General features: G+C 46.7%; 13 protein-coding genes and 1 other annotated feature. Of the genes, 4 read left to right on the forward strand and 9 right to left on the reverse strand.

Annotated elements, in window-relative coordinates:
- The first annotated feature begins 20 nt into the window (after window positions 1-20).
- Window positions 21-259: a binding site (T-box leader), on the forward strand.
- Between the two features lie 43 nt (window positions 260-302).
- Window positions 303-1,487, forward strand: coding sequence for an aminotransferase class I/II-fold pyridoxal phosphate-dependent enzyme (locus tag ABH897_RS02215; protein WP_404580198.1), 1,185 nt, complete (start codon window positions 303-305; stop codon window positions 1,485-1,487).
- A 32-nt stretch (window positions 1,488-1,519) separates the two neighbouring features.
- On the opposite strand, the gene ABH897_RS02220 is transcribed toward ABH897_RS02215, so the two are convergent.
- Complete coding sequence (locus tag ABH897_RS02220) at window positions 1,520-1,906, reverse strand: NUDIX hydrolase (protein ID WP_404591081.1); 387 nt, start codon at window positions 1,904-1,906, stop codon at window positions 1,520-1,522.
- Window positions 1,907-1,979: 73 nt separating this feature from the next.
- Between ABH897_RS02220 and ABH897_RS02225 the strand changes: the two genes are divergently transcribed.
- Window positions 1,980-2,303: an iron-sulfur cluster biosynthesis family protein gene (locus ABH897_RS02225; RefSeq protein WP_404591083.1), complete on the forward strand. Its 324-nt coding sequence runs from the start codon at window positions 1,980-1,982 to the stop codon at window positions 2,301-2,303.
- A gap of 3 nt (window positions 2,304-2,306) precedes the next feature.
- Here the strand turns inward: ABH897_RS02225 and ABH897_RS02230 are convergent, their stop codons facing one another.
- The 3 genes from ABH897_RS02230 to ABH897_RS02240 all read right to left on the reverse strand — a co-directional run bounded on the left by ABH897_RS02230 (window position 2,307) and on the right by ABH897_RS02240 (window position 4,591).
- Complete coding sequence (locus tag ABH897_RS02230; RefSeq protein ID WP_404591085.1) at window positions 2,307-2,861, reverse strand: GrpB family protein; 555 nt, start codon at window positions 2,859-2,861, stop codon at window positions 2,307-2,309.
- A 339-nt stretch (window positions 2,862-3,200) separates the two neighbouring features.
- Entirely contained in the window at window positions 3,201-3,932 is a 732-nt protein-coding gene (locus tag ABH897_RS02235; protein ID WP_404591087.1) for an SDR family NAD(P)-dependent oxidoreductase, read from the reverse strand.
- A 77-nt stretch (window positions 3,933-4,009) separates the two neighbouring features.
- Entirely contained in the window at window positions 4,010-4,591 is a 582-nt protein-coding gene (locus ABH897_RS02240) for a TetR/AcrR family transcriptional regulator (RefSeq protein ID WP_404591089.1), read from the reverse strand.
- A 194-nt stretch (window positions 4,592-4,785) separates the two neighbouring features.
- Here ABH897_RS02240 and ABH897_RS02245 point away from each other — a divergent pair, with 194 nt between their 5' ends.
- Window positions 4,786-6,060, forward strand: a complete 1,275-nt coding sequence (locus ABH897_RS02245; RefSeq protein WP_404591091.1) for an MFS transporter — start codon at window positions 4,786-4,788, stop codon at window positions 6,058-6,060.
- Window positions 6,061-6,100: 40 nt separating this feature from the next.
- On the opposite strand, the gene ABH897_RS02250 is transcribed toward ABH897_RS02245, so the two are convergent.
- The 5 genes from ABH897_RS02250 to fabF form a co-directional block, all read right to left on the reverse strand.
- Window positions 6,101-6,499: an ATP-binding protein gene (locus tag ABH897_RS02250; RefSeq protein ID WP_404520943.1), complete on the reverse strand. Its 399-nt coding sequence runs from the start codon at window positions 6,497-6,499 to the stop codon at window positions 6,101-6,103.
- Window positions 6,493-7,446, reverse strand: coding sequence for a lantibiotic dehydratase (locus ABH897_RS02255; protein ID WP_404520944.1), 954 nt, complete (start codon window positions 7,444-7,446; stop codon window positions 6,493-6,495). The genes ABH897_RS02250 and ABH897_RS02255 overlap by 7 nt, the downstream gene beginning before the upstream one ends.
- A 145-nt stretch (window positions 7,447-7,591) precedes the next feature.
- Complete coding sequence (locus ABH897_RS02260) at window positions 7,592-8,335, reverse strand: zinc ribbon domain-containing protein (protein ID WP_404520945.1); 744 nt, start codon at window positions 8,333-8,335, stop codon at window positions 7,592-7,594.
- A gap of 81 nt (window positions 8,336-8,416) precedes the next feature.
- Complete coding sequence (locus ABH897_RS02265) at window positions 8,417-9,391, reverse strand: helix-turn-helix transcriptional regulator (protein WP_404591207.1); 975 nt, start codon at window positions 9,389-9,391, stop codon at window positions 8,417-8,419.
- Window positions 9,392-9,781: 390 nt separating this feature from the next.
- Complete coding sequence (gene fabF, locus ABH897_RS02270) at window positions 9,782-11,020, reverse strand: beta-ketoacyl-ACP synthase II (protein WP_404591093.1); 1,239 nt, start codon at window positions 11,018-11,020, stop codon at window positions 9,782-9,784.
- A gap of 161 nt (window positions 11,021-11,181) precedes the next feature.
- Between fabF and ABH897_RS02275 the strand changes: the two genes are divergently transcribed.
- Window positions 11,182-12,021: a helix-turn-helix transcriptional regulator gene (locus tag ABH897_RS02275; RefSeq protein ID WP_283655505.1), complete on the forward strand. Its 840-nt coding sequence runs from the start codon at window positions 11,182-11,184 to the stop codon at window positions 12,019-12,021.
- Window positions 12,022-12,027: the final 6 nt, after the last annotated feature.

A 12,027-nucleotide genomic window follows, 5' to 3' on the forward strand; every position in this document is an offset into this window, starting at 1 on the left:
CACCTAACTTGATACGGCAACAAATTTCAATGACGAGAACGAGTAAGCTATACAGCGGATTTGCAGAGAGTTGGGGCAGGTGAAAGCCAACATTCCGAGGGTAGCTGAACGCCATCTCCGAGAAGCAGGCTGAACCTGAAGTAAGCTCTGCCGCCTTTCCAGCGTTAACCGGAACACGTATTGATGGATACGTGAACAGAGTGTCATTTCTTATGGAATGAAACTAGGGTGGTAACACGGGTGTAAACTCGTCCCTTTACAGGGGCGGGTTTTTTTTGTTTTTCAAAAAGGAGGAAATCAATATGACGAACGTATCGACCACAGTATCTATAAGCGATTTTTTGATTCCAGCTGTACGGGAAATGCCGCCTTCAGGCATCCGTAAGTTTTTTGAATATAGTACGGGCAGAAAAGATATCGTTTCGCTTGGTGTTGGCGAACCGGACTTTGTGACCCCTCAACATGTCAGAAAGGCTTGTATCACAGCACTGGAAAATGGCAAGACCTCGTACACACCGAATGCTGGCCTTCCCGAGCTGCGTGAGGAGATTGCCGGGTATCTGGAGAGCAACTTTAACACGTCCTACAATCCGGCAAATGAAATCATGGTAACAATCGGTAGCAGTGAAGCGCTGGATTTGGCGCTCCGCGCCCTGATTACGGAGCACGATGAAATTCTCATTCCGGCTCCCTGCTATATTTCGTATTCACCGATCACGTTCCTGAATGGAGGGCATACGGTAACGGTTGAAACCTCTGCTGATCAGCAGTTCAAGCTGACGGCTGAAGCGCTCAAAGCCAAGCTGACTCCACGATCCAAAGTGCTTATTCTCTGTTATCCGAACAATCCGACAGGTGGAGTAATGACTTATGAGGACTGGCTACCGATTGCCCGCTTGGTGGAGGAGCATAATCTAGTCGTGATCTCCGATGAAATTTATGGTGAGCTGACCTATGGACAGAAGCATGTAAGCTTCGCCGCTTTGCCGGGCATGAAAGAACGAACCCTGCTCATCAGCGGCTTTTCCAAAGCCTTTGCGATGACGGGTTGGAGAGTCGGCTATGTATGCGGCCCGCAGGAGCTGATTTCAGCCATGCTGAAAATCCATCAATATACCGTTATGTGCGCTCCTATTATCGGGCAAATTGCCGCTATTGAGTCCCTGCGCCATGGGCTGGAGGAAAAAGACCGCATGATGGAATCGTACAATCTGCGCAGAAAATGGTTTGTTGAAAGCTTGCGTCAGACAGGACTGCCGTGCCATGAACCGAACGGTGCCTTCTACGCTTTTCCATCCATTACACACACGGGCTTAAGCTCAGAGCAGTTTGCCAAGCGGTTACTGGAAGAAGAGGGTGTCATTACCGTACCCGGCTCCGCATTCGGACCGGGCGGCGAAGGCTTTATTCGCTGCTCGTACGCATCGTCACAGGAACAACTGGAAATCGCCTTGGAGCGCATCAGTGTATTCTTGAAACGTCTGTAATCAGCCCTTCATATATGAACACTGGATAAAAACTACTTCAGCAGCTCCTGAATAAGCTTTTTCTGGTGTGCTGGCAAACCTTCCGGCCATTCCCCTACACCGCAATAACAAATGTCGGAGATTTCGGAGCTTGGTCGGAAAGTACCGGGAATAACGCGGCCTGTAAAAATAAGATCCACGCGGTTCGGCGTCTGGCCAAATCTGGCTCGCGCCAGTGAGGTGATCTCTACCTCCAGCCCGGTTTCTTCCTTGACTTCACGCTGCAGTGCGGCTTCCGGCTGCTTCAGGTATACGTGCTTTAATAGTAGCACTTCCCCGGCATCATTCGTAAAAATGCCCAACACAGCAATCAGAAATTTGTGTTGCGCCCGATACACCAATGCATTTTTCAATCGGGTGAACGGCGTATGCTTATACATGAATACAAGCCAATCCCTCGGGATTTTATTTATCAGTAATGACCTATTCGACATAAAGGAGCGGAATGACACCATGAACATTCAAATCAGCCCACTGGCTGAGCAGCGGCTTACACAAATTCTCGGCGATCAACCGGGCTATATCAAGCTTTTTTACGACACAGAGGGCTGCGGCTGTGATGGTATTACGGTGCTCAAGATCGTCAGCGCACCGGACAACGGCGATATAGAAGTACAGGCGGGCAACTTGCCTTTTCTCGTTAGCGGTCAGCAGGCGATTTATTTTGAGGAATCCATGCGCCTTGATGCAGACGAGAAGTTCCCTTCCTATAAACTATCCAGCGAGTCTACCTTCTATAGTAACAATGTGAAAACCCGGGATGTCCGGCTGTCCTAATCTTTAGGATGTTCCGGCATCCAGAACGTTTTGCACAAAATCGGTCTTGGCCTCCGTGTACGCTTCACGATCATGCTGATTTTCCATCGCCAGCTTCCTTTTTAATGCATCATATTGCTGAACCAGTTCAGACCGTTCACGAAGACGGTTCCGAAACAACAGTTGTTGATCCCAATGCTCCTCATGTTCCAGCATCAGATGCAGATGTCCCTTTCTTTGATCCTGTTCCACTTTAACCAAAAATCTTCTCCATTCCCGACCGTCCAGCTCAGGCGGAACATAGCTCCAGCCTGCTGGTTGCAAAGCAGATACAATCTGTTCCAGCCTATCCCAGGATTCCAATTTTGCCATAATGTCTATGATGGGCTTGGCGGAAAGATTAGGAATTGCCGTGCTTCCTATGTGCTCCATTTCCGTCACCTTAAACGGCAGTAGCAGCTCCCGCAACTCGTGAATAACCTGCAAGCCCTGCTCTGACCAGTCAGGATCAGGATTCACTATTTTCACAGGCTCCGTAGCCCACACCGGCCAATGTTCCTGATTTTGCTCCTCATGCATTCACTTATCCCCCTTATACCCACTCGTGCGTGCATTCTCTCATTCAACCGTATCTTTTTTAATATCCTTTACTTCATCTTGAAGCTTGCGGCTGTATAACTGAGCATTATCCGCATCAAAACAAACAAAAATAATTTCATCCAAAGTAGTATGCTACTGTACAAAACGTCATAATATCGGCCTTACAACGGGTGATGTCTCCTTGCACCACGCGTAATAATACATTTAACAGTTGGATTTGCGTGTTCATCATCCTCGTCCTCCCGTATTCATTGACTACATCAAGCTACAGATTCATCTTATAGTCTACACAAGCGATTTCCAGTATATCGTCTAAAATTATCTTAAATAACACCCATTATTAATATCAAAGGTCGCTCCCGTATAATGCCTGGATCTTTCCGATAGCAGAAAAAGGACAGTATAAGCAACATCTTCTGCATTTAAAGGCTCTGGAATTAGCTGATGACTTGTATATTCTTCCTTTCTCCATTCAGGAATATGATCCATCATTGGAGTACTTACCATCGTTGGTGCCACAGCATTAACCCTTACATAAGGTGAAAAATTCATGGCACAGCTTTTAGTAAAGCCCAAGATTGCAGCTTTTGATAATCCATAGATCGCATCCGAGCTTCCTTCCATTCCAGAAACAGAAGACATATTTACGATAATCCCCTGATGCTTCTTCTCAATCATGAACTTTCCAAAAAATTGCGAAAAATACACACATCCCTTAATATTGATGTCCAGCACCTTCTCTATTTCTTCCATACGGTAGTCAAGTATATTCTTTCCTCTATAAACTCCCGCATTGTTGACTAAAGCCGTTATATCCGTATGTTCTTGCTCAATATATGTAAAAAAGCGGGCTACTTCTGAATAGTTACTTATATCTATTGGATAAGTGTACAAATGGGTTGAAGCCAGTTCAACCTCAAGTTCATTGAGAGTATGCTTATTGATATCACAGGCAATAACACTTGCTCCTTCTTTTAAACATTGTTGAGTAATTTCTTTTCCAATGCCGGAAGCTGCGCCTGTTACAATTACTTTCATTCTATTGAACATTAAGAAATCCCCCTCACATTCGATATATAATTTTGTTCTTATTCCAATCCGTAAACGTTATCATCTCTATGAAAATGTTACCCCATCAATGTAAGTGTAACCGCAACCGCATGCTCCACAAAAGATCGCTCCGGGCGTGACTTCATCATTACCGTAATTCCGATCAACAACGACACCAGGGTCTGGGCCAAAGCTTTGGCATCGGTCTCAGCCTCAAGCTCTCCTGATCGTATACCACGCTCAATGTTTTCTTGAAATACAGCAGAAAGATACATCTGATGTTCTCTGGTCAAAATTTCAAATTTCTCATCATGAGGGGCCAATTCTACCATGGTATTGATACAAAAGCATCCCCGGTTAGGACCTTCCTCATATTCTTCTGCCACGACTCCTTCAAAAAAATTGCAAAATGCTTCTTTGGCAGAAGAATTGCTTTGCAGACTAGCCCGTACATAAGCAGCGTGAGATTTCGTATATTTGCGCAGCGCGGCTTCGAATAATTGCTTTTTATCCCCAAAGGCAGCATATATACTGGGACGTTGAATTTCCATTTTGGAGGTTAAATCGCTTAAAGACGTAGCCTCGAACCCTTTTTCCCAAAAAAGTTGCATTGCTGCATCCAATGCCTTTTCCTCATCAAATTCCCGTGGACGAACCATAAATAACCCCTTCTTTTCGTATCGTTCAGTATATTAAGATTGTATGATCGTCAGAAGCGGCTGTCAAATATGTACATGATACACGCTTGACATCTCATATGTAGGCGAGTTATATTGACCTAAAATCATTACATACCAATCGGTATGTTATACTTGTCGGTATGTAATTACAGAAAGCGACGTGGTATGTGAAAATGAAGACGTCAGAAGAAAAAGCGGTACTCCTATCGCATCAAACCGTAACTAACGCTGCGAAAATCGTCCCCGTTCGTACCATATCCCGGTCTGTAGCGCTCTTATTTGCCATAGCTTGTGGATTGGCTGTCGCCAACATTTATTATGCGCAACCATTGCTGGACGCACTGGCGGACGAGTTTGGCATCACACATTCATCAGTTGGCATCATCATTACAGTGACACAGATTTGTTATGCATTGGGACTGCTGCTGCTAGTCCCGCTTGGCGATCTTTTGAATCGACGACGGCTGATTACTGGACAAATGCTGTTATCCGTGCTGGCGTTAATCGCGGTTACTTTGGCCCCCACGCGTACAATCCTGCTCATGGGCATGGCAGCGGTTGGACTGCTGGCTGTCGTCACACAGACTCTTGTCGCGTTCGCCTCAACCTTGGCCGCCCCGGCTGAACGCGGACGTATCGTAGGTCTGGTGACCAGCGGAGTCGTTATCGGTATTCTGCTGGCACGAACCGTGGCTGGTGTATTGACGGATCTCGCGGGTTGGCGTTCGGTGTACCTTGTTTCTGCCGCATTGACGCTATTCATGGCTGTAGCGCTGTTTCGGGTGCTGCCACGGAATGAACCCAAAGGAGCAACGCTATCCTATCCGCAGCTACTTCGCTCGGTTCTCACCCTGTTCGTGCAAGAACGGATTCTGCGTGTCCGAGCCGTGCTGGCTTTGCTCATTTTTACTGCGTTCAGTATATTGTGGACTTCGCTGGTACTGCCTCTCAGTGCCCCGCCGCTATCTCTTTCACATACTGCCATCGGGGCCTTTGGTCTGGCCGGAGTCGCGGGAGCATTAGCGGCTGCGCGGGCAGGACGTCTTGCCGATCAAGGCTCAGGACAGCGAACGACGGGTATTGCGCTGGCTCTGCTGCTGCTATCCTGGTTGCCTATCGGCTATACCGAGCACTCGCTGTTCGCTTTGGTCCTTGGCGTTATCCTTCTGGATCTGGCGGTACAGGCTGTGCATGTGACGAATCAGAGCATGATTTTCACTGTACGTCCTGAGGCACGCAGCCGACTGACCGCAGGCTACATGATATTTTATTCCATCGGCAGCGCCACCGGGGCCATCGCTTCGACTCATATGTACACATATGCAGGCTGGAACGGGGTATGTCTATTAGGTGCTGGCGTCAGCACTTTGGCACTTATTTTTTGGGCCGTAACCCGTAACACATCTATAGATCAGCTGTCACACACTAAAACCAAAACAGCTCCATGATAAAAAATGTCCGCTTTATAGCGGACTACATTTCCATTTTTCAAGCCATGTTCATTTTTACGGGTATTATGATACGTACTACCCCACCACCATAAGGAGCTGCCTCGTTGTGATTTTCTAACATCATTGTACCCTGATGGTGGTTGATCACTTTAGCTGCAAACGTTAGCCCTATTCCATAATGCCCTTGCGAACTTCTGCTTTTATCTGCCATGTAAAAAAGCTGTGTAGCTCTCTTCAAGCCTTCTGGAGAGAATCCCTTGCCGCTATCTCTAATTGAAAACTCAATTGAGTTTCCTAAATAACTTACCTCCCATACTACAGTTCCCCCGGCAGGTGTATGATCCACAGCGTTGCAAAGTACATTCATTAATGCTCGTTGTAATAAATCCTGATACATATATACCTTGATGTCCAGCAGCTTATTATCCTTCAGCATGAACTGAACAGTTTTTTCTCCGCAATAGGCAATCGTAAGCCTGAATCAAGCTGTAACGGTGATGATGATTTTTCCAATTGATTCATCTTTTCGAACAAAGCTATGTATTCGTGTTCCCCTTGTCCCAAAGGCAATTGACTGTAATGCTCCATTTGTACTGCAATCGCCTGGAGGTCTGCCAATCTATCTTCAGCAACGCATGCCCTCCCCGCCTGTTCAATAAAGTATTGATACTGATCCAACACCGTAAGGGGCGGCCTTAGATGGGATAGAAGAAACTCCTTATCTATTAATTCCATGACATAATCCTTGATTCTTCCTCCTTCCGTATGAGGATACTTCTGACTTAGCCTTCGTGTGATATCCTGAAAGGATACAAATTCTCCGCAACTCTCATATACAATCTTAAATACAGGGGTAGCCCCAATACTGATTTCATCTGCTTTTCCATCTGTGCTGTATAATAAAAAAGCACGATCTCCCTTGACGTAACATGCATCATTCATCCTGAATTCAAGCCGATCCGCAGATTCTTTTTCCAGCTTTTTAATCATGTTAAAGAGCCATTCCAGATCCACTCTGGCTTTTTTGTAAAATTGATACTGATCAAATTCAAACTGATCTCCTGATGCAAACTGACCTGCTCCGACAGATGTAAAAAGTCCAAAAAGTGTCGTTCTTGTTGCCTTTCGTATCGCATATTTAATCATGGATTCAACAAAGTTTCTCTTCTTCTTACCTGTCAGTTTCTCTGGTTTATTTAAGAAATATTTCATTGTTCCATACAATGTTTTGCTGGACACTAATACTTGTTCTCTAAAAGCAGGATCTTCACACAGCTGTTTCAAAAGCCTGTCTTGATCTTCGTTATTCAAAAAGGCCAAACTATTATTTTGTAACGGTAAACGAACCATAAACTGATCCGTTTGGTCATACAACGCTTTCATAACTATTCACCTACTTATTTTGAATTGTGACATTTTATACTATAAAACAGAAATATCAAGAAATTCTCAAGATGGAGTACCAAAAAACCTCTATATGCCGAACAGCACACAGAGGTTTCTTCTTTTCTCGTATGAAAGCAGATCATCACTTGATCGCAATGTAAATTAGTACAGGCTCATCAGGATTGCCATACACTTCAAAATCACCTGTGTACGACCGCTCTGCTTGTCCCGAGGCGGCCCAGCTCCAAATCGCTTGCCATACCCGGAAGACCGAGGAAGGTTCGGGTGTAGCTTGAAAGACAGCGTAACGCGCAGCAGGAATAACGAGTTGTTCAAGACCGTCAGGAGCTTCACCATCCGCAGCCGCTTCTTTTCCGATAAAAAAGGTATAGTCGCCAAAAACCCCATTTTCATAATTGGTATAGCAACCATAGACAGAACGGTGTTCTTCATGCCCGCTTATTCGTCCAGGCACATCTTCACTCCAGAAGCGTTCCCACATGCCTGGAATGATTGCCTGGGATGTTTGCTCATTCCGGTTGCTTGTACGTGCTGCCAGTCCGATCAGGCGAATCTCCCCCCGACTTTCCTCCCGGATCGGTTTAAAATCTTCTTCACGTTCCGTACTCTCCTGTGAACGCCAGCGTTTTAAATTCGGCAGATAACTACGCATCATCGCGACAGCCTCTTCCTTCTGCATCCCTTGCTCTGCGAGAATAGGCGCGCACTGCTGAATCATCTCCTCCATCGTCAGCTCAGGCTGCACAAACGCACCTTCCTTATAACAATACTTACAATATTCATCAGTTTTGGCCTGTTGTGCGTCCGTTCCGTATTGTTCCTCATGCTCCAGCGGCATCCCGCAACTTTGACAAGCTTTATCCATTTTCATAAATCCCCTTTCGTGATTGATATGACATCAGTATAACGAAACAAACCTGACAACTATCCGTCAGGTTTGTTTCTTTTATATGCTATGTTTTTCGAGATTCTCTATAGGAGGCTCTCCATAATTGGATGCAATACGTAACGCCATATCCCGAATCTTCTCCCGTAAATGGGTGGGTTCCTTGACGATCACATCCGGCCCCAGACTTAAAATAAATCCGTACATCCACGCATCCTCGGGAAAAGGAACCGAAACTGTATACATCCCTTCTTCCTGCTCAGTCAATGCTTCCACGCCAAACCAGTCTTCCGCCAGATGCCGGGATTTGTGGTTAAATTGCAGCGTAAAAGGCTGTACCGCCCTGACCGCCGCCAGCCGTTCCTCATTCCATGGCAGCACTTCATAGGAAAGGTCCCGGCGAGTGAAAGCCGTCTCCGTCACGACAGGATCACTCATGCGGGATAGTTTGAACAAACGAAATTGCTCCCTGTCGAGACAATATGCGTATACAAACCATTGCTGTCCTTTCAGAACGAGCGTATGCGGCTCGACATTCCGTGCAGTCACGGCTCCCTGCGCATTCCGATAAGTAAAAGCAATCGTACGCGCTTGACTCAGCGCCTCCTTCACCTTTACCAGCTTAGCCTCCTGCGCAGACTGATTTCCCCAACCCGAATGATCGACGATAAACTGTGTGGTATTGACACTGAATTTCGCTTTTCCCGAATCCGGTATAATGCTTTCAAATTTATCGAGCAGCCGGGTTACATTCGGTCCACCTAACGACGAGGACAAGCTATGCAAGCCCATCACAATGTCCTTCACATCGCCATCCGTCAGCACACTGCGATCCAGGCGGTAGCCATCCATCAGGCCGATTCCCCCATTTGCCCCCTGATAAGTTACCACCGGAATACCAGCCAGGCTAATCGCTTCGATATCTCTGTAGATCGTCCGTATCGAAACTTCATATAAATCTGCCAGTTCCTTCGCCTGAATTCTATTTTTTTTCAACAACAAAATGACGATGGAAAGCAACCGATCAATTTTCATTTCTCCAAAACCTTTCATTAAATAGATCACGCTTTTTGTGCTCTGAGTAAGCAACTGCATCTATGTCCGCTACGTGACCGGATTATTCTTGAACGCTTACGCTTCTCCAAAACGACTCCGCTCTCTTCGCTGCTTTTCTGCTCAAATATTTTCGATCTTCTTTTCGAATCTAAATCTACGCCTAATGAAATTCCTTGAAATATTGTTCTTTACAATCTTTTATTATGTCTAAAACTTCGGTGAATTTCTCTATTGCGAATTGATTAAGTAATTATAATCTCCATCTTACTCTATCTCTTATCGAAAATGAATCTGTTATTTCTAGAATAAAAAACCTCAGGCATTCCATCCCGTTGGATAGAACTCCTGAGGTTAAATCATTTATTTCACTTATGACTCATAACGCTTCATCACAATCACCGCATTGTGGCCGCCAAAGCCGAAGGAGTTGGATAGCCCGATATTTAATGAGGCCTTGCGTGCCTCGTGAGGCACATAATCCAGGTCACAGGCCGGGTCCGGATTGTCCAAATGAACCGTTGGCGGAATGATGCCTTCTCTTAGACTCTGTACGAGTGCAATGGCTTCGACACCGCCTGCGGCTCCCAGCATATGACCGAGCATAGATTTATTCGCGGTAACCGGAATTTGATAGGCATGCTCACCGAACAGTTTGTGTATCGCGAGAGTCTCAGCCAGATCGCCAACGGACGTACTTGTTGCATGCGCACTGATCACATCCACCTCTTCAGGCGTGATATGGGCGGATTGAAGGGCTGCTTTCATCGCCAGATAAGCTCCGGTCCCTTCCGGGTGCGGTGCAACCATATGGTAGGCATCCGAGCTTGCGCCATAGCCAATGACCTCCCCAACTATTTCTGCGCCACGCTGAACAGCATGCTCCAGCGACTCCAGTACCAGAATGCCCGCCCCTTCGCTCATAACAAAACCGTCGCGGTCCTTATCAAACGGTCGGCTCGCAATCGAAGGCTCCTCGTTACGAGTCGACAAGGCCGTTGCATTGGAGAAGCTCGCAAGCGCCAGTCTGGTCACCGCTGCCTCCGCTCCGCCTGCAAAAATCACATCCGCATCTCCTGTGCGAATCGTACGAAACGCTTCTCCAATCGCCGTATTTCCAATGGAACAGGCCGTAACCGGCGAAAGCGTGGGACCCATCGCTCCGAACGCAATACTGATTTGCGCTGCAGCCATATTTGAAATCATCATAGGCACCAGGGTCGGACTGACTCTGCCCGGCCCACGATTCTCCAATACATTCACATTGTCCACCAACGTATCCAGACCGCCGACCCCTGATCCTACATAGACACCGACACGCTCCAGATTCGTGTTATCCAGCTCCAGACCGGAATCCTTCAGCGCTTGCTCTGCCGCAAACAACGCAAACTGCGTGAAGCGATCCATTCGTCTGGCGTCTTTACGTCCCCATTGCTTTTCTGCATCAAAATCCTGTACCAGCCCGGCGATCTGTGCTTTCAAATCAGACACATCGAACGTGTCTATTTTTCGTATACCTGAACGACCCTCCAGCAGATTCTTCCACAGCGTGTCCACGTCATTGCCCAGTGGTGAAACCACACCCATACCTGTAATTACAACTCTTTGCATACGCTCTTCATTCCTCCTGCTCGTTTGCTTACTTATAAATCTCATTTTAACCTTAGCTTATCCTATTACAAGTGTTTGTTTATCCTGGTATAATGAACACTACTATAGTTAGAGCCTTAACTGCTCATTACTTATCCACCATCGAATGGAGAGAACTCGCTATGAAACCGGAAGCACGTCTGGAAGCACTATCTGTTTTTCTCAAAACCAAAAGAGCCCGTTTACACCCGCATATGGTCGGTCTGCCGAACGGACCACGCCGCAGAACACCCGGCTTGCGCAGAGAAGAAGTGGCTCAATTAGCAGGTGTCAGCACGACATGGTACACCTGGCTGGAGCAGGGACGCGATATCAAGGTGTCCGCCTCTGTACTGGATGCCATTGCCGCCGCCTTGCAGCTAAACACGGATGAACGAAAGTATTTGTATGATTTAGCGCTTGAAACCGGATTTCAGACACCTCCTGCTCTTGCAGAGCAGACGGTTATTTCTCCATCCCTGCAAAAAATAGTACAGGAGCTGCGCTATTGCCCTGCTATTATTTCAGATCGGCGCTGCCATATTGTCGGCTGGAATGCAGCCGCGGCTCATGTGTTTATGGATTTTGCCGAGCTGCCCCATGAACAACGCAACATGATTGAACTGCTGTTTACCAAAAAAGAGTTTAAAAGTCTCGCTGTAAACTGGGAGCATTTCGTCAAAGGATTCCTTGCTATTTTCCGCGCTTATTACGGACAATATGTGACGGACCCTTGGTATGCACAGTTCATACAGAACATGAGCCGGGCTTATCCGGAGTTTAATGAACTTTGGAATCAGAGTGAGGTCAGCTCTGCGCCGGAGGTGCTGATTGAATTTCGTCATGCCAAGGCAGGCAAAATGTTGTTTGACCTGACCTCCCTTCAGGTGCAGGGCAGCGTCGATCTGCGTTGCAGCATCTACACCCCGAACGCACAAACCTCTACAGAAAGCAAACTCCAAAAGCTAATGGAAGGCAGCTAAAGGATT

It is taken from the genome of Paenibacillus sp. RC73 (genome assembly GCF_044908085.1).
GTDB classification, from domain to species: Bacteria; Bacillota; Bacilli; order Paenibacillales; family Paenibacillaceae; genus Paenibacillus; species Paenibacillus terrae_A.

What these genes read in the sequence shown, in the direction of transcription:
- ABH897_RS02250 (WP_404520943.1), bottom strand. Translation starts at nt 6,499, where the DNA reads ATGCTGAAGGATAATAAGCTGCTGGACATCAAGGTATATATGTATCAG.
- ABH897_RS02260 (WP_404520945.1), bottom strand. Translation starts at nt 8,335, where the DNA reads ATGGATAAAGCTTGTCAAAGTTGCGGGATGCCGCTGGAGCATGAGGAA.
- fabF (WP_404591093.1), bottom strand. Translation starts at nt 11,020, where the DNA reads ATGCAAAGAGTTGTAATTACAGGTATGGGTGTGGTTTCACCACTGGGC.
- ABH897_RS02275 (WP_283655505.1), top strand. Translation starts at nt 11,182, where the DNA reads ATGAAACCGGAAGCACGTCTGGAAGCACTATCTGTTTTTCTCAAAACC.
- ABH897_RS02265 (WP_404591207.1), bottom strand. Translation starts at nt 9,391, where the DNA reads ATGAAAATTGATCGGTTGCTTTCCATCGTCATTTTGTTGTTGAAAAAA.
- ABH897_RS02225 (WP_404591083.1), top strand. Translation starts at nt 1,980, where the DNA reads ATGAACATTCAAATCAGCCCACTGGCTGAGCAGCGGCTTACACAAATT.
- ABH897_RS02220 (WP_404591081.1), bottom strand. Translation starts at nt 1,906, where the DNA reads ATGTATAAGCATACGCCGTTCACCCGATTGAAAAATGCATTGGTGTAT.
- ABH897_RS02215 (WP_404580198.1), top strand. Translation starts at nt 303, where the DNA reads ATGACGAACGTATCGACCACAGTATCTATAAGCGATTTTTTGATTCCA.
- ABH897_RS02235 (WP_404591087.1), bottom strand. Translation starts at nt 3,932, where the DNA reads ATGTTCAATAGAATGAAAGTAATTGTAACAGGCGCAGCTTCCGGCATT.
- ABH897_RS02230 (WP_404591085.1), bottom strand. Translation starts at nt 2,861, where the DNA reads ATGCATGAGGAGCAAAATCAGGAACATTGGCCGGTGTGGGCTACGGAG.
- ABH897_RS02240 (WP_404591089.1), bottom strand. Translation starts at nt 4,591, where the DNA reads ATGGTTCGTCCACGGGAATTTGATGAGGAAAAGGCATTGGATGCAGCA.
- ABH897_RS02255 (WP_404520944.1), bottom strand. Translation starts at nt 7,446, where the DNA reads ATGAAAGCGTTGTATGACCAAACGGATCAGTTTATGGTTCGTTTACCG.
- ABH897_RS02245 (WP_404591091.1), top strand. Translation starts at nt 4,786, where the DNA reads ATGAAGACGTCAGAAGAAAAAGCGGTACTCCTATCGCATCAAACCGTA.